This is a genomic window from Spirillospora sp. NBC_01491 (assembly GCF_036227065.1).
GTDB lineage: Bacteria > Actinomycetota > Actinomycetes > Streptosporangiales > Streptosporangiaceae > Spirillospora > Spirillospora xylanilytica.
The window spans coordinates 7,451,820-7,475,220 of record NZ_CP109432.1; the positions used below are offsets into that span (position 1 = coordinate 7,451,820).

Here is a 23,401-nt window from a genome sequence, read left to right on the forward strand (position 1 = left end):
CCATGCTGATCGTGACGACTGACGGCCTGGCGGGGTACGAGATCCGCAGCGTGCTCGGCGAGGCCCTGGGGACCGCGGTCCAGGCGGATCAGGGGCGGGCGCCCGCGTCCGACCAGCCGGGGAGCAGTTCGACGTTCCGGGTCACCGGCGACCGTCCGGCCACCGGCCTGGCCGCGGCGCGGCGCGAGGCGGTCGACCGGCTCGGCGAGGAGGCCCGCCGCAAGGGCGCCAACGCCGTGGTGGGCATGTGCTTCGACACCGCCGCGCTCGGGAACGGCCATGAGGTCTGCGCGTACGGGACGGCGGTGTGGGCCGAGCCGGCGCAGGCGCCCGGACGCGAGCAGCCGCAGCACGGGCAGCCGCAGCACGGGCAGCGGCCCCAGCATTCGCCCGGCGGGCAGATGCCGCCGTTCGGCGAGGCGCAGCCGGGCGGCCCGCCGATGGCCGCGCGCAACCTGACGATCGGCCTGAACGACCGTCCGAGGTAGCCCGGTACGTCCCTCCCGGATGTGTTGATCTTCACAGCCGGGGTGGGGTGCCGCTCTGTCATGGGGGCGACTGGCGCACCGAGGTTAGCATTGGCTAATTTAGGCGAGCCTAACCAAATATGTTCTCCCCTGGAGTCCCTCATGCGCCCTGCCCCGGTCCTCGCCCTCACGGGCGCCGCCGTACTGTCGATGTCCCTGCTCTCGGCCTGCGGCGGTGAGAAGGACGCCGAGGGCGCGGCGGGTGCCGCGGCGATCGGGGTGACCGCGACCGACGACGCCTGCGAGGTCGCCAAGAAGGAGCTGCCCGCGGGCAAGACCACTTTCAAGGTCGCCAACAAGGGCTCGAAGGTGAACGAGTTCGAGGTGCTCAAGCCGGACGGCAAGATCCTCGCCGAGCGGGAGAACATCGGCCCCGGCACCAGCGTGGACTTCGTGGTCAGCCTCGCCGCCGGCACCTACAAGGTGCTGTGCAGCGCCGGGCAGACCGGCAAGGGCCCGACCCAGGACATCACCGTGTCCGGACAGGCCGCCGGCGGCGGCGACCAGCGGCTGACCAAGGCCGCGGCCGACTACAAGGCGTTCGTCATCGCCAACGTGGACGACACGATCGCCAAGACCAAGCAGTTCGTGGCGGCGGTGAACGAGAACGACGTCGCCAAGGCCAAGGAGCTGTACGCGCCGTCCCGGGTCGGATGGGAGACCATCGAGCCGGTCGCGGAGAAGTTCGGCGACCTCGACCCCAAGATCGACGCCCGCGAGGCCGACCTCTCCGCCGAGGAGAAGGCCGGCTGGACCGGCTGGCACCTGCTGGAGAAGGCGCTCTGGAAGGACGGCTCGGTCAAGGGCGAGCAGAAGTTCGGCGAGCAGCTCCTCAAGGACCTCGACGTGCTGAAGTCCCGGCTGCCGGGCCTGACCCTCGACCCGGTCAACGACATGGCGGGCGGCGCCAAGGAACTGCTCGACGAGGTCGCCACCGGCAAGGTCACCGGTGAGGAGGAGGCGTTCAGCCACACCGACCTGGTCGACTTCAAGGCCAACGTGGACGGCGCCAAGAAAATCTACGAGCTGCTCAAGCCGGTCGTCCAGGAGAAGGACGCCGCGCTCGCCGGCGACCTCGACGAGAACTTCGCCGCCGTCGAGAAGCTGCTCGCCGAGCACGAGAAGGGCGACGGCTACGTGTCCTACGAGACCGTCGGCAAGGCCGACCGCAAGAAGCTCGGCGACGCCGTCAACGCGCTCGGCGAGCCGCTGTCCAAGCTCGCGGGGGCGGTGAGCAAGTGAGCCAGGCCGGTCCGGAGGAACGAGAGAGCGGGCCTGCGGCGGCCGGGGCCGCGGGCGTGTCCCGCCGCCGGATGCTGGGCTTCTCCGGCGCGAGCCTGCTGGTGGGTGCCGCCGCAGGAGCGGGCCTCGACCACGTCGCGTCGGCGGCCGAGAAGCGCGAGCCCGCCGGCGCGGCCGTCGCCTTCCACGGCCCGCACCAGGCGGGCATCGCCACCCCCGTCCAGGACCGGCTGCACTTCGCCGCGTTCGACGTGATCACCGACGACCGCGCCAAACTGGTCCGGATGCTCAAGGAGTGGACCGCCGCCGCGGCGGCCATGACCGCGGGCAGGCCGGTCGGGCAGGGCGCGGTCGGCGGGTCCGCGGTGGCCCCGCCCGACGACACCGGCGAGGCCGAAGGGCTGCCGCCGTCCCGGCTGACCCTGACGATCGGGTTCGGCGCCACGCTGTTCGAGAAGGACGGCAAGGACCGGTTCGGCCTCAAGGCGCGGCGCCCGCCCGCGCTGGTCGACCTGCCGCACTTCCCGGGGGACAGGCTCGATCCCGACCGCGGCGGCGGCGACATCGCCGTCCAGGCGTGCGCGGACGATCCGCAGGTCGCCGTGCACGCCGTCCGCAACCTGGCCCGGATCGGGTTCGGGGTGGTCGCGGTGCGCTGGTCGCAGCTCGGCTTCGGCAAGACCTCGTCCACCACCCCGGACGCGCAGACGCCGCGCAACCTGTTCGGGTTCAAGGACGGCACCGAGAACATCGCCGGCACCGAGGCCGGGCCGCTCGGCGCGCACGTCTGGGCGGCCGGCGGCGACGGCTCGGACTGGATGGCGGGCGGCTCCTACCTGGTCGCCCGCCGGATCCGGATGCACATCGAGACCTGGGACCGCACCTCTCTGCGCGAGCAGCAGGACGTCTTCGGCCGCGACAAGGGCGAGGGCGCGCCGGCCGGCGGCGCGAAGGAGCGCGACAAGGTCGTCCTGGCCCGGTTGAAGCCCGACGCGCACGTCCGCCTGGCCCATCCCGACTCCAACGGCGGCGCCCGGATCCTGCGCCGGGGCTACTCGTTCACCGACGGCTCCGACGGGCTGGGCCGCCTGGAGGCGGGCCTGTTCTTCATCGCCTTCCAGCGCGACCCCCGCACCGGCTTCATCAAGATCCAGCAGTCGCTGGCGACCGACGCGCTCAACGAGTACATCCAGCACGTCGGCTCGGGCGTCTACGCCTGCCCGCCCGGCGTCCGCCAGGGCGGCCACTGGGGCGACACACTCTTCACCTGACCCGGCGGCGCCGGCTCGGCACACGGCCTGCCGCATCGGCGCCCTCAGCGTCCTGCGGGCCCTGAGGGCGCCGTTCAGCTCTGGCCGGCGCGTTCTGAACGGATGCGGGCTACCACGTCGCCCGCGGCGGTCTTCACCGACTCCAGCTCCTGGAGGTAGGCCCAGTAGTCGGGGTTGGTGCCGGTCAGGCCCTTCGGCGCCCGTTCGAGACGGGCGACGAGCGAGTCCAGGACGCGGGCGTGGTGCGGCGCCGCGCCCCCCGGCTGGGCCATCGCGAGCCGCTGGGCGTCGCGGACGGCGAACCTGGCCGCCTCGGCGGGCTTGGCGGGGTCGGCCGCCGCCGCGTCGAGCTCGGCGACCCGTCCGGTGACCTGCCCGGCCCGGCGGTCGGCGGCGTTCAGCTCGGCGCGGGCGGCGGTCAGCGCCTGCTGGGCCCGCTTCCAGTCGGCCCGCGCGATCAGTTCGGACGCCTCGTTCAGCCGCTCCCTGGCACGGGTCGCGCCGGCTTCGATGGCCTCGGGCGCGCCCCTGAGGTCCTGCCAGCACGCCTGCGAGTAGCCGCGCAGCAGCAGTCGCATCGCCGTGCGGACCGGCTCGACGCGGCCCGCGACGGCGTCGGCCCGGGTACGGACCGAGGTCAGCGCGTTGCGGACCTTGCCGGCCAGCTTCGGCAGCTCGGCGGCGGCCTCGCGGGCCCTCTCGGCGATGGCGAGGACCTCGTCGGCCTGGCTCAGCGCCCCGGCGAGGCCGAGCCCGCCGAGCCCCTGGGAGCTCAGCCGCGCCAGCGCCTCCCGGGCCCGCGCCAGCTCCGCCTCGGGCTCGGAGGCGTCCATCCCCGCCTCCCGCGCGGCGGCGATCGCGGCGTCGGCCGCCGCCACCGCGTCGCGGGCGGCCGACAGGCGTGGCGGGAGCTGGTCGAGCGCCGCCTCCAGCCGGGCCATCCGGGGGGCGAGCCGCTCGGCGAAGCCGTTCAGGTCGCCGTTGATCTTCTGGAGCCGCTCGGTGACGGCGGCGAACGCCCGGCGTGCCTCGTCGAACTCCCCCGGTGACCGGTCCTGGTCATCGAGCGGGTTGGCGTCCAGCACCGAGATGTAGGCGACGGCGGCGGCGTTGGCGGCCTCGTCGAGCCTGGTGAAGTCCCGCTGCGACGGGGCGGCCGCGGTCGAGTCCAGGTCGGCGAACACGGTGACCCGGCCGCCCAGGTACTTCTGCGCCTGGTCCATGTCGTAGAAGGCGGTGGACGCCGCCTCCCTGGCCTCGATCGCCGCGGCCTCGGCCTGAGCCCCCCGGCCGCGGCGCCGCTGGTCACCCGCTCCCCGCAACGCTGCCTCCCTTCCCCGCCGTCCAGTCTCCCGCAGATCGCGGGATGCGTTCACCGTCTCCGGGCCCCCTTTCGGCCGCGGGACGGCCGGAGGAGGCGCTGGAACGGTAATCCTCTCCCGCGGGAGGGAACGGATAGCATCGCTGCATCGTCGGAGTATCGAGGCGCCCGACCGGCGTCCGATACGGCATGCGATCTTGGAGGCACTGTGGGTGTCAGTCTGAGCAAGGGCGGGAACGTCTCTCTCACCAAGCAGGCGCCGGGGCTGACCGCGGTCACCGTGGGCCTCGGCTGGGACCTGCGGACGACCACCGGCACCGACTTCGACCTGGACGCCTCGGCGATGGTGCTGGACGCGTCCGGCAAGATCCTCACCGACCAGCACTTCGTGTTCTTCAACAACCTGAAGAGCCCGGACGGCAGCGTCGAGCACACCGGCGACAACACCACCGGCGCCGGCGAGGGCGACGACGAGCAGATCAAGGTCGACTTCGCCGCGATGGCGCCCACCGCCGAGCGGGTCGCCTTCTCGGTCTCCATCCACGAGGCCGACTCCCGGAGCCAGAACTTCGGCCAGGTCCGCAACGCCTACATCCGGGTCGCCAACCAGTCCGGCGGCGAGGAGCTGGCGCGCTACGACCTGACCGAGGACGCCTCCATGGAAACCGCGATGGTGTTCGGCGAGCTCTACCGCGCCGGCACCGAGTGGAAGTTCCGCGCGGTCGGCCAGGGGTACGCCTCGGGCCTGGCCGGGATCGCGACGGACTTCGGCGTCAACATCTGACCGCGATCCGGCGTCGTAACCCGCCGAGCACCGACCGAACGACACCGACAGGAGCACCCGATCATGGGAGTATCACTCGCCAAGGGCGGCAACGTCTCGCTGACGAAGGCCGCGCCCAACCTCACCGCCGTCACCGTGGGGCTCGGCTGGGACGTGCGCGCCACCACGGGCGCCGACTTCGACCTGGACGCCTCGGCGCTGATGCTCTCCACCGGCGGGAAGGTGATGTCCGACCAGCATTTCGTGTTCTTCAACAATCTGAGGAGCCCGGACGGCAGCGTCGAGCACACCGGCGACAACCTGACCGGTGAGGGCGAGGGCGACGACGAGAGCATCAACGTCGACCTCGTCGCGGTGCCGGCCGAGTGCGACCGGATCGTGTTCCCGGTGTCGATCTATGACGCGGACAACCGGCAGCAGAGCTTCGGCCAGGTCCGCAACGCCTTCATCCGGATCGTGAACCGGTCCGACAACAACGAGCTTGCGCGGTTCGACCTCACCGAGGACGCCTCCACGGAGACGGCCATGGTGTTCGGGGAGTTGTACCGGCACAGCGGGGAGTGGAAGTTCCGCGCGGTCGGCCAGGGGTATGCCTCGGGTCTGGCCGGCATCGCCATGGACTTCGGCGTCAACGTCGGTTGATGGTCGACCCATACCTAGCAGAGATACTCGCATGATTCTTCGCACCTTCGGGTGGTCCTTCGGCGTCACGGTCGTGGGCCTGCTCATCGCGTTCCTGTACGACGGGCCCACCGGGCTCGCGCTGGTGGCGGTGCTCGCCGTCCTCGAGATCTCACTGTCGTTCGACAACGCCGTGGTCAACGCCAAGGTGCTGGACCGGATGAGCCCGTTCTGGCAGAAGATCTTCCTGACCGTCGGCATCGCCATCGCGGTGTTCGGCATGCGGCTGGTCTTCCCGCTGCTGATCGTCGGGGTCACCGCGCAGCTCGGCCCGGTCGAGGCGTTCGACCTCGCGCTGAACGACGCCGACCGCTACCACCAGCTGATGAACGACGCCTACCCGATGATCGCGGCGTTCGGCGGGATGTTCCTGCTGATGCTGTTCCTCGACTTCGTGTTCGAGGAACGGGCCGACACGTGGCTGCCGTGGCTGGAGCGCCCGCTGGCCCGCATCGGCAAGCTGGACCAGCTCTCGGTCGTGGTCGCGGGCGGCTCGCTGGCCTTCGTGGCCGGGCTGTTCGCGGCCGAGCCGGGCAAGGTGATGATCGCCGGTGTGCTCGGCATGGTGACCTACATCCTGGTCAACGGGCTGGGCGAGCTGTTCTCCGACGTGGCCGGCGACGACGAGGACGACGAGGGCAAGGACGGGGAGGCCGGCGACAAGCCCGTTCCCGCCACCGCGGGCCGCACGGGCGGAGCGAGCGCGCTGGCGCTCGCCACCGGCAAGGCCGGGTTCTTCCTGTTCCTCTACCTGGAGGTGCTGGACGCCTCGTTCTCCTTCGACGGCGTCATCGGGGCGTTCGCGATCAGCACCGACCCGATCGTGATCGCCCTCGGCCTGGGCATCGGCGCGATGTACATCCGGTCGCTCACCGTGTTCCTGGTCCGCAAGGGCACCCTGCACGAGTACATCTACCTCGAGCACGGCGCGCACTGGGCGATCGGCGCGCTGGCGGTCTGCATGCTGGTCAGCATCGGCCACCACGTGTCCGAGTGGATCACCGGCGGGCTGGGTGCCGGACTGATCATCGCGGCGTTCGTCAGCTCGGTGGCCCGCAACAGGGACCGCGACGGCGGCGCCGGCGCGGACGACGACCGGCCGGCGCGCTCCGTCCAGGTGTGACACCCCCATCCACGAAGGAGCCGATGATGTCGATCTCGTTGCAGAAGGGGCAGAAGGTCTCGCTGGCCAAGCCCGGCGGCGGCACCCTCAGCCAGGTCAAGATGGGCCTGGGCTGGGACGCGGTCGAGAAGAAGGGCCGGTTCGGCAAGAGCAAGGCGCAGACGATCGACCTCGACGCGTCCTGCCTGCTGTTCGACGCCAGCGGCAACCTCGCCGATGCGGTGTGGTTCAGGCAGCTGCGCAGCAAGGACGGCTCGGTGCTGCACACCGGCGACAACCTCACCGGCGCGGGCGAGGGCGACGACGAGGTGATCAACGTCGACCTCCAGCAGGTCCCGGCGAACGTCGTCCAGCTGGTGTTCACGGTCAACTCGTTCACCGGGCAGGACTTCACGCAGATCTCCAACGCGTTCTGCCGGCTGGTCGACGAGGCCACCGGGCAGGAGCTGGCCCGCTTCGACCTGAGCGGCGCGGGCGAGCACAACGCCCAGATCATGGCGAAGGTGGCCCGGGACGGGCAGGGCTGGTCGATGACCGCGATCGGCGCCACCGCCACCGGCCGCACGTTCCAGCACCTGCTGCCGGCCGTCTCCGAGCACCTCTGAGCGGACGCGGCGCCGCGGCGCCGTGCGGGCCCCCGGGCGTGCCCGGGGGCTTCCGTCCGTGACGGGACGCGCCGTGACGGGACGCGGCGACCGCGCGCCGGGCTCCGTGACGTGCGGTGCCCGGCGGCATTCAGAACCATTCCGAAGCATTTGTGGGTGGATTCACCCTAATGCGCTGTCGGACGCGACATATTCTGTGAAGGCTCCGGGGACCGGCCCCGGGCGGGGACCGATGACGATCCGCCCGCCGCGGGGCGGTGGAGCCGACCCTGGGGGGACCTGCGTGCATGCGGCACTTTGACCACATCGACACCGCTCGCCGGAAGCACCTGTTCTACCGGCACCCCCGCAGCTTCGACCGCCATGACGATCCGGCGGTCCTGGCCGTGGCGCTCGGGGCCACGCTCTACGCCCCGGCGACCCGTCCGGCGCTCGCCGACGACGTCCAGAAGGCCGCCCGCCGCGGGGTGGCCAGCATGGTGGTGTGCCTGGAAGACGCCATCGCCGACGCCGACGTCGCGGACGCCGAGGCCAACGCGGTGGCCCAGTTCCGCGACCTGCGCGAGCGGGGCGGCGACGCCCCGCTGCTGTTCGTCCGGGTCCGCGCCCCCGGGCAGATCGCCGACCTGGTCGACCGGCTCGGCGACGCCGCCGAGCTCGTCACCGGCTTCGTGCTGCCCAAGTTCACCGCCGCGGACGGGGCCCCGTTCCTGGACGCGCTGGAGGAGACCGCCGCGCGCACCGGGCTGCGGCTGCTGGCGATGCCGGTGATCGAGAGCCGCGAGGCGGTGCACGCCGAGTCCCGCGCCGAGCTGCTGCGGGACGTGGCGCTGCTGCTCGACAAGCACCGCGACCGGATCCTGGCGATCCGGCTGGGCGCCACCGACATGTCCGCGGCCTACGGGCTGCGCCGCCCGCCGGACCTGACGATCTACGACATCCGGCCCGTCGCGGGCGCGATCTCCGACGTGGTCAACATCCTCGGCCGGGCCGACGGCACCGGCTTCGTGGTGACCGGGCCGGTGTGGGAGTACTTCTCCGCCGGAGAGCGGATGTTCAAGCCGCAGCTACGGCGGTCGCCGTTCGAGGCGCAGCACGCCGCGCCGCTGCGGCAGCGGCTGATCACCTCCGACCTGGACGGGCTGATCCGCGAGGTGCACCTTGACAAGGCCAACGGCCTGACCGGCAAGACGGTCATCCATCCGAGCCATGTCGCGACCGTGCACGCGCTCTCGGTCGTCACCCACGAGGAGTACTGCGACGCCGCCGACATCCTCGGCTGGTCCGGTGGCGGCGCGATGGCCAGCTCGTACGCCAACAAGATGAACGAGGCCAAGCCGCACCGCGCGTGGGCCGAGCGGCTGATGCTGCGCGCCCGGGTGTTCGGGGTGGCGGCCGAGGGCGTCACGTTCGTCGAGCTGATCGACGCCGCCGGCCCCGCGGGGCCGGCGCGCGGCGACGCGGTTCTGAGCCGGGCGGGCCAGGCGTGAGCGGGATGCCGGTGGAGGACTCGCGGGCACTCCGGGAGCCGGGTACGGGGTCCGGCGGCGTCTGGCCGGGGGAATGGGTCGCCAAGCGCCTCGGGGTGCTCCTGGACGACGGTGAGCGGCCCGTGGGCGCCGGGCTCGGCGACCTGGTGGGGCTGGCGGTGCGGCGCAACCCGCGCCGCGCGCACCTGCTGGTGTCGGCGGTGCTCGGCAAGCACGTGCCGACCGATCCGCGCCTGGTGCACGGGGCGGGGCTGCTGCTGGGCGAGCTGGTCCGGGGCCGCCTGACGGGCGCCGCCGGGTCCGGTCCCGGCGCGTCCGGGCCGCTACTGCTGGAATCGCTGGGTGGGTCGCCCGGCGCCGCCGCCGCGCTCCGTGACCGGCTGGGCGAGTCCGGGCCGCCCGTCGAAGCGGTGGTGCTCGGCTACGCCGAGACGGCCACGTCGCTGGGGCATTCGGTCGCCGACGCCCTGCGCGGGGCCTACTACCTGCACTCCACCCGGCGTCCCGTCGCGGGTTTCGGCACCTACGGCGGGTTCGAGGAGGAGCACAGCCACGCCACCAGCCATCTGCTGCTGCCGGCCGACCGGGCGGCGTTCGACCGGGACGTCCCGGTGGTGCTCGTCGACGACGAGCTGTCCACCGGCCGCACCGTGCTCAACACCATCGAGGCGCTGCACGCCGTCCGGCCGCGCCGCCGCTACGTCGTGGCCGCGCTGGTGGACGTGCGCGGCCCGGACGACCGGGAGCGGACGCGGGCGCTCGCCGCGGCGCTCGGCGTCCGGATCGACGTGGTCGCTCTCGCGCACGGGCGGGTCGGCCTCCCTGAGGGTGTCCTGGAGGCCGGCCAGCAGCTCGTCGCGGGGCTCTCCGCCGGGTCCGTGGAGACCGGTGCCCCCGGGACGGGGTTCGGTGTCGTCCGGGCCGATCTGGACTGGCCGGCGGGGCTGCCCGACGGCGGGCGGCACGGGTTCTCGCCCGGCGACCGCGGACGGCTGGAGGAGGCCCTCCCCGCGATGGCGGGCCGCGTCGCCGCGCGGCTGCCCGGCGCCGAGGGGCGGGTGCTGGTGCTGGGATCCGAGGAGCTGATGTACGCGCCGCTGCGGCTCGCGGAGGCGCTCGCCGACATGCTCCCGCGCGTGGACGTCCGCTTCTCCACGACGACCCGTTCGCCGGTCCTCGCGGTCGACGACCCGGGCTACGCCATCCGTACGCGGCTGGCCTTCCCCGCACACGACGACCCGGCCGACGGGACGGGCGAGCGGTACGCCTACAACGTCGCCCCGGGGAGCGACCCGGCCCGCGCGTTCGACGCGATCGTGCTCGTGGTCGACGACGTCGCCGACACCCGCGCTCTCGCGGACGGGCTGCTGGCCCGGCTGGCCGCGCTCGCGCCCGTCGTCCTCGCCACCGTCCCGTCCTTCCGCGGGGGAGGGGAGCGCCCGTGAGCCCCCGAACCCGCACGCGCGCGCGCCTGCCGGACCCCTTGTACGGGCCCGATTTCGGCAGCTACCCCGCCGCCGATGTCGCGTGGCTGCTGAAGGACCTGTCGGCGGTGCCGCTGGAGGCGCCCACCGAGGAGCGCGAGGCCGCCATCCAGGCGGGCCGGGCGCACTACGCCGAGTCGCTCCCGGTGGAGTACCAGCCGGGGCCCGCCTACCGGCGGCTGTTCCACCAGGCGCTGGAGGCGTCGGCCGAACGGGTCGCCTACGCCGCCGCGATGGTCACCGAGCTGGCCCTCGCCGAGCGCGGCCACGACCTCACGCTGGTCTCGCTGGCCCGCGCGGGCACGCCGGTCGGGGTGCTGGCGCGGCGCTGGGCGCGGTTCGCGCACGGGCTCGACCTGCCCCATTACGCGGTCAGCATCGTCCGCGGCCGGGGCATCGACGGGGTGGCGCTGCGGTTCCTGGCCGAGCACCACGATCCGTCCGGCGTACTGTTCGTCGACGGCTGGACGGGCAAGGGCGCGATCACCCGGGAGCTGGCCGCCGCGGTCGACGCGCACGCCGCCGCGACCGGGCACCGGTTCCCCGGCGAGCCCGCGGTGCTCGCCGACCCCGGGCGCTGCACGTCCCTGCACGGCACCCGCGACGATTTCCTCATCCCCTCGGCGTGCCTCAACTCGACCGTGTCGGGGCTGGTCAGCCGTACCGTGCTGAACGACGCGCTGATCGGCCCGGACGACTTCCACGGCGCGAAGTCCTACGCCGAGCTGGCCGCCGACGACGTGTCCGGACTGTTCCTCGACACCGTGTCCGCGCGGTTCGGCGATGTCGCCGAACGCGTCGCCAAGGACCTGCCCGCGCTCCGCGACGCAGACCGTTCGCCCGACTGGTCGGGCTGGGAGGCGGTGCGGCGCGTCGGCCGCGCGCACGGCGTCGACGACCTCAACCTGATCAAGCCGGGCGTGGGGGAGACGACGCGGGTGCTGCTGCGCCGCGTCCCCTGGAAGGTCCTCGTCCGCGCCGACGCCGGGCCCGACCTGACGCACATCCGGCTGCTGGCAGCCGAACGGGACGTTCCCGTCCTGGAGGTCGGCCCAGCGGAGTTCCCCTACGCGTGCGTGGGGCTGATCCACCCGCGTTTCGGCAAGGAGGCCGTCCAATGAGCGGTGTGCTGGTCTGCTCCGACCTCGACCGCACGCTCATCTACTCGGCGTCGTCGATGGCCCTCACCGGACCGGACGAGACGATGCCGCGGCTGCTGTGCGTGGAGTTCTACCAGGGGGCGCCCCTGTCGTACGTCACCGAGACGGCGGCGCGCACCCTGGAGACCCTGGCGGCCGGCGCCACGCTCGTCCCCACGACGACGCGCACCCCCGAGCAGTACGCGCGTGTGCACCTGCTGGAGAAGCCCCCCGCGTACGCGATCTGCGCCAACGGCGGTCACCTTCTGGTGGACGGCGCCGACGACGCCGACTGGTCCTCTGCCGTACGGGCCCGTACGGCAGAGTCCGGTGTCGCGCTCGCCGAGGTGCAGGAGCGCCTCGCCGCCACCGGCGGCGACTTCGTCCTCAAGCGGCGCAGCGCGTCCGGCCTCTTCGCCTATACGGTCGTCGACCGCGCCGCGCTTCCGGGCGGCTGGGTCGACGACCTCACCGGCTGGTGCGCCGAACGCGGCTGGCGGACGTCCCTGCAAGGCCGCAAGGTCTACTGCCTGCCCGAGTCGCTGACCAAGGCCGCCGCCGCGGCGGAGGTCGCCCGCCGCACCGGCGCCACGACGACGCTCGCGGCCGGCGACTCCCTTCTCGACATCGAACTGCTGGAGGCGGCCGGCGCCGCGATCCGGCCCGCGCACGGCGAGCTGCACGACACCGGCTGGTCCTCCCCGGGCACCGCCGTCACCGCCGCCGCCGGCATCGCCGCGGGCGAGGAGATCGCGGATTGGCTGCTGGCCCGCGCCACCGATGCCTGACCGCCCGGACGCGCCCGGCCCCAGGGGGTGGCCAGAACGCGGCCTGGGGGTCACGCTGAGCCCATGACCTCCCGTCTGACCGGCGACGAGACCACGCTGTGGCAGGCCGCGGCGCGGGTCCTGGACGCCAACTGGACCGGGACGGCCACCGTGCCGTCGCCCGGCCTGTACCCGCACCAGTGGAGCTGGGACTCGGCGTTCGTCAGCATGGGCCTGGCCCGGCACCGGCCGGACCGCGCCGAGGCCGAACTCCTGTCGCTGTTCCGCGGGCAGTGGGCCGACGGTCTGCTCCCGCACATCGTCTTCAACACCGAGATCGCGCGGGACGCCTACTTCCCCGGCCCCGAACTGTGGCGCAGCGACCGGCAGCCCGCCGCGCCGCACGGTGTGCCCACGTCCGGGCTCGTCCAGCCGCCGCTGCACGCGCTCGCCGCGCTGCGCCTGCACGAATGCGCCGCCGACGGCGAGCGCAGCCGCGGCTTCCTGGCCCGCCTGTACCCGATGCTCGTGGCGCAGCACCGCTACCTCGCGCGCGCCCGCGATCTGGAGTCCAGCGGCCTCGTCGCGATCTGCCATCCCTGGGAGTCGGGCCTGGAGAACAGCCCCGCCTGGGACCGCCCGCTCGGCGCACTGCGGCTGCCGCCCGCCCGGTACGCGCCGCGCCGCACCCGGCACACCATGCCGACGGGGGAGGACTACGACCGCTACGTGTGGCTGGTCACCCTCCTGCGCGAGGCCGGCTACGCCCCTGGCCACCTGCGCGAGGACCATCCGTTCGCGGTGGAGGACCCGCTCGTCAACGCCGCCTACCTGGCCTCCACGCACGCCCTCGCCGAGATCGCGGAGATCATCGGCGCGGACCCGGTGCCGCACCGCGAGCGGGCCCAGCGGATCCGGCACGCCCTCCTCGACCGGCTGTGGGACCGCGACGGCGGCTGCTTCCGCGCCCTGGACCTGCGCGCCGGCCGGCTCCTGCCCGTCGTCACCGTCGCCGCGTTCGGCCCCCTCATGGACCCGGGGCTGCCCGCTCCGATCGTCCGGCACCTCGTCGACCTGCTGCTGTCGGCCCGCTTCGCCGGCGCGGCCGGGTACCCGGTGCCGACCTGCGACATCCAGGCGCCCGCCTTCGACCGCGGCGGGTACTGGCGCGGCCCGACCTGGATCAACACCAACTGGCTGCTCTGGCACGGGGCGCTCGCGCACGGCCTCCCGGTGATCGCCGACCTGCTGTACGGGGCGACGCTGCGGCTCGTCCGGCAGTCGGGGTTCCGCGAGTACTTCGACCCGTTCGACGGCACCGGCCGCGGCGGCCACGACCACTCGTGGTCGGCGGCGGTCGTCCTGGACCTGCTCGGGGCCCGCCGCGCGCCCTGGGCGGCGTGATCGCCTACCTTGGGGGGATGCGCCTACTCCGGGCCGCCCGGCTGCCCGCCTCCGTCCGCGACGCGCTCGCCCTCGACCGCGGCGAGCGCGTCCTCGCGCACGCGCCCACCCGCGGCGGGTCGTTCGTCGTCGCGACCACCACCGCCCTGCGCCTGCCCTCCGCCGAGGGCGGCTTCACCAGCGTCCCTTGGGAACGCGTCGACCAGGCGTCGTGGAAGGACGGCTGGCTGCACGTCCAGGAGACCTCCGGCGGCCCCGAGCACCACGTGCGGCTCACCGAGCCCGGCTCGGTGCCCGAGACCGTGCGCGAACGCGTCACCGCGACCGTCGTCCTCACCCATCACGCCCGCCTCCCGGGCGGCGGCGGCGTGCGCATCGCCGGACGCCGCCCCGCCGAAGGGGGCGGCGTCCGCTGGTCGTTCGTCTTCGAGGCCGGCCTCGACCCGGACGACCCGGGCCTGCGCGCCCACGCGGAGCAGATCCTCCAGGACCTGCGCCGCCAGACGGGCCTCTAGCGCAGGCTCTCGCTGCGCGGGTCCCGGTACTCCGCCGGCACCCGCCGCCCGCCGGGGATCCGGTCGCCGATCTGGTCGGGGACCCGGTCCCGCGCGTTCGTCGCCAGGTCGCCGGCCCTGTCCTTGGCGGCCCCGGCCAGCTCCTCGCCCTTGGCGCGGACCACCCCGGCCGCCTCCTGCACGGTCGGGTTCTCGGCCACCCGCCGCGAGGTGCGTTTGATCTGCTCATAGCGCTCGCGCCCGGCCTTCGTCCCCAGGACGTAGCCGACCGCGGCACCCGCGATGAACGTCGCGCGGTACTTCATGTCCAACCCCCGGTGCAGCGGATTCGTGTCCTCCACCTACCCAGGAACCCGGCCTCCAGTCCCGCGCCCCGATAAGCGTGCGCGAGCAGCCCCTGGCATGCGCTAATCTGGACGCGCTGGCAGGGGCAACGGCCCCGGCGAGCGAGCACGATCCCGCGTAGCTCAATCGGCAGAGCAGCCGGCTGTTAACCGGCAGGTTATTGGTTCGAGTCCAATCGCGGGAGCCATCTCAGCGCGAACATGACAAGGCCGGGTCCCGTCTCCACGAGACGGGACCCGGCCTTTTTTCGGCCGACCGGCCGAGCCGGTGAGGCTGCCCGGCGTGCCGGGTCACATCGTGACGACGATCTTGCCGGTGGTGTGCGGACGGGCGAAGCCGCCGCACGCCCGCGCGCCCTCGTCGAGGGTGTCGCGGCGGCCTACCGTGGCCGTGAGCGCACCGCTTTCCGCGAGTTCGCCGACTTCCCGCATCCCGCCGTCCAGGTCGAGCACGAAGTGCAGGGTCTCGCCCGGCTGCACCTCGGCGGTCGCCCTCGTCTTCGACGGCCTGCGCCGCGAAGGTGCGCACCGGCTGCCCCGGCATAGGGCGATAAGGAATCTTTGGGAATGAGATGGTATTTGCCTGATACGGGTTCTGTCGGGTTATTTGGTAGATCGTCGCGCCGGCGGCTTTTTGGAAGTTCGTGAAAAGGTCTACTTGTCGGTGTGGGGGTGACTACTCTCCTACACAGAGTGATTTGTGAGATCACTCGGTTCGCGGCGCCGGCGGTTCGGGGCGCCGCGGACCATCGGTCGTTCAGGGAGGTCGCGGCGCCCCTGCAACGTGATCGGCCCCCGCTAGCCGCGATACCCCCGGCCCCGGCCGGGGGTATTTTTTTGTGTGCGAATGGTGCAGGAGGGGCGGGGGTGCGGGCGGGGGCGGTGGTGACCGCCGGACTCGTGTCCGGGAGTCCTCCGCGAAGTGAACATTTTCCCGCTTATGCGCATCTCATTTGATATCTATCGGCGACTGAGCGTGATCTTCATGTCGAGGGAGTACGGGATGGCGTCAGGGCAGATCCAGTCACGTCTCTCGGCGGGGAAGGGTGCGCGCTCCGGGCCGGGGGCCGCCGCCTTCGCGCCGATCGTGGGACGGGACGGCGAGCTCGGGCTGCTGCGGCAGCAGCTCGCCGACCCCTCGGTACGGTTGCTGACCATGACCGGGCCCGCGGGGGTCGGCAAGACCCGGCTTGCGCTGGCGCTCATGGAGGATCTCGCCGGCGGCTCCCAGTTCCTGGACCTGGCCGGCCACGAGCGGGCCGAGACGGTCTTCGAGGCGCTGTCCGCACCGGGCGAGACCGGCCGGCTGATCATCCTGGACCAGGCCGAGCACTTCACCGAGGCGCTCGCGGCGGGGCTGCCCCGGCTGCTCGCCGAGCGGCCGCGGATCCGGGTGCTGCTGGTCAGCCGGGAGCCGCTGCACCTGTACGGGGAACGGGTCCTGCGGGTTCCGCCGCTGGCCCGCGTCGCGTCGGTGGAGCTGTTCCGGCAGCGCGCCGTCGCGGTCCGGCCGGGGTTCTCGCTGGCCTCCGCCGACGGCGCCGAGGCGGACGACCTGTGCGAGCTGCTCGACGACCTGCCGCTGGCGATCGAGTTCGCGGCGGCGCGGCTCAAGCTGTTCCGGCCCCGCGAGCTGCTCAACCGGCTGCGGGACGGGCAGGACGTGCTGTACGGCGGTCCCACCCTGTCGCACCACTCCAGCATGCGGGAGGCGATCGGGTGGAGCTACGAGCGGCTCACCGGGCCCGAGCAGGCGGTCTTCCGCAGGCTGGCGGTCCATGAGGACGCGTTCTCGCCGATGGCCGGCACCGGGATCGCGCCCGAGATCGTCGAGACGCTGGTGGACAAGAACCTGCTGGTCCCCGTCGCCTCGCCCGGCGACGAGCCGCGGTTCCGGATGCTGAACGCAGTGCGGTCGTTCAGCCGCGACCTGCACTCGCCCGAACCGGCCGAGGAGCCCAGGACGGCGCCGCACACGCAGCCGCTGACGCCGCGGGAGCAGGAGGTGGCGATGCTGGTGGCGCAGGGCATGACCAACCGGCAGATCGCGCGCCGGCTCGGCATCGCCGAATGGACGGCGGTCAACCACGTCCGCAACGTCATGCGCAAGCTCAACTGCACCTCGCGCGTCAACGTGGCGGGCTGGGTGATCCGGGAGCAGCCCGTCGCCACCGCCCTCGACTGAGACGACGGACGGCCGGAGCACCTCCGGCCGTCCGCCCCGTCGGGTCAGGGGCGATGGACTCCAGCGGCTCGGTGTCCAGGGCGTCCACGTCGACGCCCATCTCCTCGGCGATGCGCATGGCCTCTTCGATGAGGGTCTCGACGATCTGGGCCTCGGGGACGGTCTTGACGACCTGGCCCTTGACGAAGATCTGGCCCTTGCCGTTGCCCGAGGCGACACCGAGATCGGCCTCACGAGCCTCACCCGGACCGTTGACCACACACCCCATCACCGCCACCCGCAACGGCACCGGGAAATCCTTCAGACCCGCGGTGACCTGCTCGGCCAGAGTGTAGACATCGACCTGGGCCCGGCCGCAGGACGGACAGGACACGATCTCCAGACCCCGCTGCCGCAACCCCAGCGACTCCAGAATCGCCGTACCGACCTTGACCTCCTCGACCGGCGGCGCCGACAGCGACACCCGGATCGTGTCACCGATCCCCTGAGCCAGAAGAGCACCGAACGCCACCGAGGACTTGACCGTCCCCTGGAACGCCGGCCCCGCCTCGGTCACACCCAGATGCAACGGATAATCACACGCCGCCGCAAGCAGCCGATACGCCTCGATCATCACCACCGGATCGTTGTGCTTCACCGAGATCTTGATGTCACCGAACCCATGCTCCTCGAACAAAGAGCACTCCCACAACGCCGACTCCACCAACGCCTCAGGCGTCGCCTTCCCATACTTCTCCAGCAGCCGCTTGTCGAGCGACCCCGCGTTCACACCGATCCGGATCGGCACCCCCGCCCCCGACGCCGCCCGAGCGATCTCACCCACCCTGTCATCGAACTGCGACGGAACCGCCACCCGCACGATCTGACAACCCGACGCCGTCAACTCAGCAATCTGCTGAAGCGTCGCATTCACATCCGCCGTCAACGTCGTCGTCATCGACTGCACCGACACCGGCGCATCCCCACCCACCGGCACACCACCCACCATGATCCGCCGCGACACCCGACGCGGCGCCGGGGACGGCACGGGGTCCTCGGTCCGAAGCTTGGGCATTCCCAGTCCGACGGTCATCGGGGTCCTCCGGTCGCTCGGAGCCGTTCGGCGGCGGGGCCGTCCCAGATGATCGGGATCGCGGCGGGGGCCTGGGCCGCGTTGTCGCTGCTCCAGGGGATGTCCGACTCGGGGACGGCCAGTGCCAGGCCGGGCAGCCGGTGCAGCAGGGCGTCGAAGGCGAGCTCCAGCTCGATCCGCGCGACCGGCGCGCCGAGGCAGAAGGCGGGGCCGGCGCCGAAGGTGAGGTGCTGGTTGGCGGTGCCGCGGGCGATGTCGAGCGTCCCGGCGTCCGGGAAGTGCGCGTCGTCGCGGTTGCCGGAGTGGCGGGCGACGAAGACGGTCGACCCGGCGGGGATCGTCACGCCGCCGACCTCCACGTCCTCGACGGCGTACCGGGCGATGCCGTAGCCGGCGCCGGGCGGCGCGTAGCGGAGCAGCTCCTCCGACACCGCGCGCAGGTGCGCGTCATCGGTGCCCGCCTGTGCGGCGGCCAGCGCCCCGGGGTGCCGGAAGAGGGTGAGCAGGCCCTTGCCGATCTGCGCGGCGGTCGTCTTGTAGCCGGCGACGAGCAGGGTCATCACGGTCACGAACAGGTCGTTGTCGCTGAGCCGGCCGTCGTCCTCGTCGCGGACGGCGACCAGCGTGCTGAGCAGGTCGCCGGCCCGGCCGCCCCGCCGGCCGGGCACCCGAGGAGACCTGCGCACCCGCCGCACCCGAGACTCCGGCGCGCGAGACCCTGACCGTGCCGGGCACGCGGACGCTCCCGGCCGCGTCCTCGGGCCTGGCGGTGGTGGAGGCGGCCGGGCAGGCGGGCGAGGCGCACAGTTGCCCGAACTGCCACCAGCCGCTGATGGTCGTCAACATGATCCTGCCGTCGTCCGCCGACGTCACCGCCGTCACCACCGGACCGGTCCGGCTTCCTGCGCGACGGTGAGAGGGCGACGCCGTCAGGCGAAGAGGTCGTCGGCGGTGGTCGCGTGGAGGGCGCGTTCGGCCCAGCGGTGGAGCTGGTCGACGTCGGTGCAGGAGGTGATCTGTGCCCGCTGCGCCTCTGAGAGCCTCATGTCGCGCTTGGAGAGGATGAACAGCAGCATGTCAGCCTCGCCGCGGCCGTAATGCTCGCGGGCGAAGGGGCTGTGGACGGGCCAGGTGGTGGACACGATCTCCTCCATGAGCTTCTGCACGGCGAACGAGGCCATGCTGTATGCGTGTTCATAGTACTGCGCAGCGTTATCGCGGTTCAGTGCTCCCAGGGACGTGATGAACGCCCGGGTCACCGCGGGGTCTTTCCCGTAGGCCATGACGGACAGGACGGCGAGGTCGGGGTGGGTCGCGATCTCCTTCGGGTCGGTCATCACGGGGATCTGGTCGGGGCTGAGGACGGCGGCCTGGAAGGTGTACCCGGGGAGCTCGGTCGTGATGGGGCCGGTGAAGCCGGCCGCGGTCCGGGCGTCGGGGCAGATGACCAGGACGGTGACGGGGCAGCGGAGCATGAGCCAGAGGGCCGCGGCGTAGCGGGGGAGCTGGCGCCGTTTGGACTCGGTCCTGTCCTGCTGGATCTCGACGATGATGCCGTGCGCGGGCGCGTGGGGGGCGCCGAGGGTGATGACGGTGTCGGGGCGGAAGTCGTTGGAGGGGCGGTCGTTGAAGTCGTTGGCCTCCAGCTTGACCTGCGTGCCGGTGGGGAGGGCGAGGCCGAGGACGTCGTTGAGGAGTTCCACGGCGAACTCGGGCCGGTCGCGGAAGAGCTGGTTGAGGGCGTCGTGGCGGGAGGATGGCATGTCGCGTTAAGTTACCGAAAAACTCCGCTCGGTAGGCGTGTTTCGGGTTCGATGGCGGATCGGTATGGAGCCGTCACGAGGTCGCCGTCGGACATTTCGGTTCCTAGGATGCGAAGGGCCGGTGCCCACGCCGGCCGTCGGAGAGGGGCCTCATGACGCACGAGGGTGACGGCGCGCTGTTCGCCGTCAGCGACCTGCACGTGGCGTTCGCCGAGAACCGGGCGGTCGTCGAGGAGCTGCGCCCGGAATCGGACGCCGACTGGCTGATCGTGGCCGGCGACATGGCCGAGCGGTTCGCCGACGTCGAATGGGGGCTGCGCGTCCTCAGCGAGCGGTTCGCCAAGGTCGTCTGGGTGCCGGGCAACCACGAGCTGTGGACGACGAAGGACGACCCGGTCGCGCTGCGCGGCGAGGCCCGCTACCGGGGCCTGGTCGAGATGTGCCGCGGCCTCGGCGTGGTGACGCCCGAGGACCCGTACCCGGTGTGGCGGGGCGGTGGCGGGCCCGCGACGATCGTGCCGATGTTCCTGCTGTACGACTACACGTTCCGCCCCGCGGGCGCCTCCACCAAGGAGGAGGCCCTGGCCATCGCGTACAAGGCCGGGGTGGTCTGCACGGACGAGATGCTGCTGCACCCCGATCCGCATCCGAGCCGGGACGCCTGGTGCCGCGCCCGGATCGCGGTGACCGAGCGGCGCCTGGCCGAGCGCGACCCGGCGCTGCCGACCGTGCTGGTCAACCACTTCCCGATGGTGCGCGAACCCACCCTCGTCCTGCACTACCCCGAGTTCGCGCAGTGGTGCGGCACCGAGCTGACCGCGGACTGGCACGTGAAGTACGACGCGGCGGCGGTCGTCTACGGGCACCTGCACATCCACCGGACCATGTGGCAGGACGGGGTGCGGTTCGAGGAGGTCTCCCTCGGCTACCCGCGCGAGTGGCGCCGGAGGGGCGGCCCGTTCGGGCTGACCCGCGTCCTGCCCGCCGACGGCGCGGCGCCCGGCGGGTGACGCCGGCCGGCCCTCGGCGGAGGCCCCCGGGTAGTTAGTTGTACTCTTAAAACCGTTATATGAGTACAACGACGGGAGCCCCTTGCCCGAACCCACCCACCGGCGGCGGCTGGCCGTGCTGGCCGTGTGCTGCATGAGCCTGCTGATCGTCAGTCTGGACAACACCGTCCTGAACGTCGCCCTGCCCGCCATGCAGCGCGACCTGCACACCTCGCTGTCCGGCCTCCAGTGGACGATCGACGCCTACCTGATCGTGCTCGCCTCGCTGCTGCTCCTGGCCGGGTCCACCGCCGACCGGATCGGCCGCCGCAAGGTGTTCCAGATCGGGCTGGCGCTGTTCACCGCGGGCTCGGTGCTGTGCAGCCTCGCGCCGACGCTCGGCTGGCTGGTCGCGGCCCGGGTGGTGCAGGCGGTCGGTGGCTCGATGCTCAACCCGGTGGCGATGTCGATCATCACCAACACCTTCCCCGAGCCGCGCGAGCGGGCCCGCGCCATCGGGGTGTGGGGCGCGGTCGTCGGGGTCAGCATGGCCGCCGGGCCGGTGGTCGGCGGGCTGCTGGTGGACGGCGTCGGCTGGCGCGCGATCTTCTGGCTGAACCTGCCGATCGGGCTGGCCGCGCTGGTGCTGACCGCCCGGCTGGTGCCCGAGTCGCGCGCCCCGAGGCCGCGCCGTCCCGACCCGGCGGGCCAGGCGCTGATGATCGTGACGCTCGCCGCGGTGACCTACGCGATCATCGAGGGACCCGCGCTCGGCTGGGCCTCCCCGGCGATCGCCGGATGCGCGGCCGCCGCCGCCGTCGGCCTCGCGCTGTTCCTGTGGCACGCGCGCCGGCATCCCGAACCGCTGATCGACCTGCGCTTCTTCCGCAGCGTCCCGTTCGGCGGGGCGACGCTGATCGCGGTGTGCGCGTTCGCCGGGCTGGCCGGGTTCCTGTTCCTGAACGCGCTCTACCTCCAGAACGTCCGGGGCCTGTCGGCGCTGCACGCGGGGCTCTACCTGCTGCCGATGGCCGCGATGACCGCCGTCCTCGCGCCGCTGTCGGGCCGCCTGGTCGGCAGCCGGGGAGCACGCCTGCCGTTGCAGATCGCCGGTGCGGCGATGCTGGCCAGCGCCCTGCTGTTCGCCGTGTTCGACGCCGAGACCGGCAACGTGCTGCTGTTCGCCTCGTACGTGCTGTTCGGCATCGGGTTCGGCATGGTCAACGCGCCCATCACCAACACCGCCGTGGCCGGGATGCCGCGCGCCCAGGCAGGCGTGGCGGCGGCGGTCGCCTCCACCAGCAGGCAGGTGGGGCAGGTGCTCGGCGTCGCGGTGATCGGCGCGGTGCTCGCCGCCGGGACGGACACGGGCTCGCCCGCCACCTTCGTGTCCGCCGCCCGCCCGGCATACTGGATCATGGCGGGCTGCGCGGCGGCCGTGCTCGTCCTCGGCACCGTCACCACCGGCCGCCGGGCCGCGCGCAGCGCGGAGCGGACCGCCGCCCTCTTCGAGACCGAACCGACCCGGACTCCGGTGAGCGCATGACCGCATCCCCGCCCGACGCCACCGCCGACCCCGCACCCGCGCGGGGCGGCCCGCCCGACGCGGACGCCGCCGGGCGGGCGTGGCGCAACCTGCGCATCCTGATGCACGAGCGCGGCGACCGGCGGCGGGAGGTGACCGAGGCGCTCGGCCTGAGCTTCTTCCGGGTCAAGGCCCTGCGCCGCATCGCCGCCGGCCCGACCACGCTCGGCGAGCTGGCGGAGGGGCTGCTGACCGACCGTCCCTACACCACGCTGGTGGTGGAGGACCTGGTCAAGCGCGGCCTGGCCGAGCGGGCGCCGAACCCCGGCGACCGCCGGTCCAAGATCGTGTCGGTCACCGCGGCCGGGCGGGCCGCGGCGGACGAGGCCGAGCGCATCCTGGACACCCCGCTCCCGGCCCTCCACGACCTCCCGGGGGGCGACCTGGCCGCGCTCGACCGGATCGCCGCCCGCCTCGTCGCGTCAAGCTGACGCTGTGGACCGGCGGGCGGTTCGGGACGGGCGGTTCAGGACGGGCGGTTGCGCCCCGCGTCGGCGTCCATCCGGGCCCAGTCGGCCTCCCACAGGGCGTCGCGGTACCGGTCGCAGCGCCGCCGCAGCACTCCGTACGCCAGCAGCAGCGGGAGCCCCGCCACCAGGACGCCCGCGAAGCCCGCGTACGCGGCGTCGGTGAGCGTCCGGTTGTGCGCGCGCGGCCGGACGGTCGGCTCGCCCTCCCGGTCGATCCAGATCTGCCGCCGCGCGCCGTCCTTGGCGTCCTGCCAACTCGGCAGTGACCCGGACTTCACCTTGCCGCCGGGGCCCGGCCACTGCGCCCGCACGGTCTCATGGACGTAGCGGTCGCCGACCGAGCCGATGCCGCCGGTGCTCTGCACGGTCGCGACCACCTGGTGCCGGTCGATCCGCTCGGCCCGCTCGGCCCGCGAGCCCTGCCGGTAGGACCAGCCGGCCGCCCAGGCGGCCAGCGGCGGCGCCGCGGCCAGCAGGACCAGCAGCAGGACGAGCGCGATCAGCCGCTGGAACCGGTCGACCCGGCGGCGCAGATCGTTGCGCTCCAGGCCGAGCCGGCGCCGCAGCCGATCGGACGGCCGGACCGCCGGACCGGCACCGAACCTGCTCATCACGCGTCACCTCCCCGGGGGATACCTTC

Annotated in this window: 24 protein-coding genes, 1 tRNA gene and 1 pseudogene; 19 read left to right on the top strand and 7 right to left on the bottom strand. The window is 72.9% G+C overall.

From position 1 onward, the window contains the following. The first annotated feature begins 2 nt into the window (after positions 1–2). From OHA34_RS34595 to efeB, 3 genes are all read left to right on the top strand, one after another. Entirely contained in the window at positions 3–488 is a 486-nt protein-coding gene (locus OHA34_RS34595; RefSeq protein WP_329520019.1) for a YbjQ family protein, read from the top strand. Positions 489–629: 141 nt separating this feature from the next. Next, entirely contained in the window at positions 630–1,769 is a 1,140-nt protein-coding gene (efeO, locus tag OHA34_RS34600; protein ID WP_329520020.1) for an iron uptake system protein EfeO, read from the top strand. Further along, on the top strand, positions 1,766–3,040 hold the full coding sequence (gene efeB, locus OHA34_RS34605) for an iron uptake transporter deferrochelatase/peroxidase subunit (protein ID WP_329520021.1): 1,275 nt from the start codon (positions 1,766–1,768) through the stop codon (positions 3,038–3,040). Before efeO ends, efeB begins: the two co-directional genes overlap by 4 nt. A gap of 74 nt (positions 3,041–3,114) precedes the next feature. On the opposite strand, the gene OHA34_RS34610 is transcribed toward efeB, so the two are convergent. Beyond that, the gene (locus OHA34_RS34610; protein WP_329520022.1) at positions 3,115–4,362 is read right to left on the bottom strand and encodes a molecular chaperone DnaJ; all 1,248 of its coding nucleotides are present in this window, start codon (positions 4,360–4,362) and stop codon (positions 3,115–3,117) included. Between the two features lie 207 nt (positions 4,363–4,569). Between OHA34_RS34610 and OHA34_RS34615 the strand changes: the two genes are divergently transcribed. The 10 genes from OHA34_RS34615 to OHA34_RS34660 all read left to right on the top strand — a co-directional run bounded on the left by OHA34_RS34615 (position 4,570) and on the right by OHA34_RS34660 (position 14,353). After that, the gene (locus OHA34_RS34615; RefSeq protein ID WP_285937096.1) at positions 4,570–5,145 is read left to right on the top strand and encodes a TerD family protein; all 576 of its coding nucleotides are present in this window, start codon (positions 4,570–4,572) and stop codon (positions 5,143–5,145) included. Between the two features lie 63 nt (positions 5,146–5,208). Beyond that, entirely contained in the window at positions 5,209–5,787 is a 579-nt protein-coding gene (locus OHA34_RS34620) for a TerD family protein (protein ID WP_285937095.1), read from the top strand. A 31-nt stretch (positions 5,788–5,818) separates the two neighbouring features. Continuing rightward, positions 5,819–6,949, top strand: coding sequence for a DUF475 domain-containing protein (locus OHA34_RS34625; protein ID WP_285937094.1), 1,131 nt, complete (start codon positions 5,819–5,821; stop codon positions 6,947–6,949). A gap of 26 nt (positions 6,950–6,975) precedes the next feature. After that, the gene (locus OHA34_RS34630; protein WP_285937093.1) at positions 6,976–7,554 is read left to right on the top strand and encodes a TerD family protein; all 579 of its coding nucleotides are present in this window, start codon (positions 6,976–6,978) and stop codon (positions 7,552–7,554) included. Positions 7,555–7,841: 287 nt separating this feature from the next. Further along, positions 7,842–9,044 carry an HpcH/HpaI aldolase/citrate lyase family protein gene (locus tag OHA34_RS34635; RefSeq protein WP_285937091.1) on the top strand — a complete coding sequence of 401 codons (1,203 nt, stop codon included), beginning with the start codon at positions 7,842–7,844 and terminating at the stop codon, positions 9,042–9,044. Positions 9,045–9,049: 5 nt separating this feature from the next. Then, complete coding sequence (locus tag OHA34_RS34640; protein ID WP_329522476.1) at positions 9,050–10,489, top strand: phosphoribosyltransferase family protein; 1,440 nt, start codon at positions 9,050–9,052, stop codon at positions 10,487–10,489. Next, positions 10,486–11,649, top strand: coding sequence for a cysteine protease StiP family protein (locus OHA34_RS34645; RefSeq protein WP_285937090.1), 1,164 nt, complete (start codon positions 10,486–10,488; stop codon positions 11,647–11,649). Before OHA34_RS34640 ends, OHA34_RS34645 begins: the two co-directional genes overlap by 4 nt. Further along, complete coding sequence (locus OHA34_RS34650; protein ID WP_285937089.1) at positions 11,646–12,455, top strand: HAD family hydrolase; 810 nt, start codon at positions 11,646–11,648, stop codon at positions 12,453–12,455. The genes OHA34_RS34645 and OHA34_RS34650 overlap by 4 nt, the downstream gene beginning before the upstream one ends. 63 nt (positions 12,456–12,518) lie before the next feature. Continuing rightward, entirely contained in the window at positions 12,519–13,838 is a 1,320-nt protein-coding gene (locus tag OHA34_RS34655) for an amylo-alpha-1,6-glucosidase (RefSeq protein WP_285937088.1), read from the top strand. Positions 13,839–13,855: 17 nt separating this feature from the next. Beyond that, complete coding sequence (locus OHA34_RS34660; RefSeq protein ID WP_329520023.1) at positions 13,856–14,353, top strand: hypothetical protein; 498 nt, start codon at positions 13,856–13,858, stop codon at positions 14,351–14,353. On the opposite strand, the gene OHA34_RS34665 is transcribed toward OHA34_RS34660, so the two are convergent. Then, positions 14,350–14,694, bottom strand: a complete 345-nt coding sequence (locus tag OHA34_RS34665) for a YtxH domain-containing protein (RefSeq protein ID WP_432763006.1) — start codon at positions 14,692–14,694, stop codon at positions 14,350–14,352. The genes OHA34_RS34660 and OHA34_RS34665 overlap by 4 nt on opposite strands. A 115-nt stretch (positions 14,695–14,809) precedes the next feature. Here OHA34_RS34665 and OHA34_RS34670 point away from each other — a divergent pair. Beyond that, positions 14,810–14,885, top strand: a tRNA-Asn gene (locus OHA34_RS34670). A 103-nt stretch (positions 14,886–14,988) separates the two neighbouring features. On the opposite strand, the gene OHA34_RS34675 is transcribed toward OHA34_RS34670, so the two are convergent. After that, complete coding sequence (locus OHA34_RS34675) at positions 14,989–15,150, bottom strand: hypothetical protein (protein ID WP_329520024.1); 162 nt, start codon at positions 15,148–15,150, stop codon at positions 14,989–14,991. Between the two features lie 550 nt (positions 15,151–15,700). On the opposite strand from OHA34_RS34675, the gene OHA34_RS34680 reads away from it, so the two are divergent. After that, entirely contained in the window at positions 15,701–16,882 is a 1,182-nt protein-coding gene (locus tag OHA34_RS34680) for a LuxR C-terminal-related transcriptional regulator (RefSeq protein WP_285937082.1), read from the top strand. Positions 16,883–16,979: 97 nt separating this feature from the next. Here the strand turns inward: OHA34_RS34680 and ispG are convergent. Continuing rightward, positions 16,980–17,954 (bottom strand): annotated as a pseudogene (gene ispG / locus OHA34_RS34685) (flavodoxin-dependent (E)-4-hydroxy-3-methylbut-2-enyl-diphosphate synthase); the annotation flags it as partial. Next, the gene (locus tag OHA34_RS34690) at positions 17,951–18,640 is read right to left on the bottom strand and encodes a cytochrome P450 (RefSeq protein ID WP_285937081.1); all 690 of its coding nucleotides are present in this window, start codon (positions 18,638–18,640) and stop codon (positions 17,951–17,953) included. The gene OHA34_RS34690 and the pseudogene ispG, both read right to left, overlap by 4 nt. Before the next feature lie 38 nt (positions 18,641–18,678). Between OHA34_RS34690 and OHA34_RS34695 the strand changes: the two genes are divergently transcribed. Further along, the gene (locus OHA34_RS34695; protein ID WP_329520025.1) at positions 18,679–18,870 is read left to right on the top strand and encodes a hypothetical protein; all 192 of its coding nucleotides are present in this window, start codon (positions 18,679–18,681) and stop codon (positions 18,868–18,870) included. A 13-nt stretch (positions 18,871–18,883) separates the two neighbouring features. Here OHA34_RS34695 and OHA34_RS34700 read toward each other — a convergent pair whose 3' ends face one another. Next, the gene (locus tag OHA34_RS34700) at positions 18,884–19,717 is read right to left on the bottom strand and encodes a hypothetical protein (protein WP_329520026.1); all 834 of its coding nucleotides are present in this window, start codon (positions 19,715–19,717) and stop codon (positions 18,884–18,886) included. 152 nt (positions 19,718–19,869) lie between these two features. Here OHA34_RS34700 and OHA34_RS34705 point away from each other — a divergent pair, with 152 nt between their 5' ends. The 3 genes from OHA34_RS34705 to OHA34_RS34715 all read left to right on the top strand — a co-directional run bounded on the left by OHA34_RS34705 (position 19,870) and on the right by OHA34_RS34715 (position 22,722). Continuing rightward, entirely contained in the window at positions 19,870–20,727 is an 858-nt protein-coding gene (locus OHA34_RS34705; protein WP_329520027.1) for a metallophosphoesterase family protein, read from the top strand. Positions 20,728–20,809: 82 nt separating this feature from the next. Further along, positions 20,810–22,252 carry an MFS transporter gene (locus OHA34_RS34710; RefSeq protein WP_285937077.1) on the top strand — a complete coding sequence of 481 codons (1,443 nt, stop codon included), beginning with the start codon at positions 20,810–20,812 and terminating at the stop codon, positions 22,250–22,252. Beyond that, complete coding sequence (locus tag OHA34_RS34715) at positions 22,249–22,722, top strand: MarR family winged helix-turn-helix transcriptional regulator (protein ID WP_285937076.1); 474 nt, start codon at positions 22,249–22,251, stop codon at positions 22,720–22,722. Before OHA34_RS34710 ends, OHA34_RS34715 begins: the two co-directional genes overlap by 4 nt. Positions 22,723–22,757: 35 nt before the next feature. Here OHA34_RS34715 and OHA34_RS34720 read toward each other — a convergent pair whose 3' ends face one another. After that, entirely contained in the window at positions 22,758–23,372 is a 615-nt protein-coding gene (locus tag OHA34_RS34720; protein ID WP_329520028.1) for an Rv1733c family protein, read from the bottom strand. Positions 23,373–23,401: the final 29 nt, after the last annotated feature.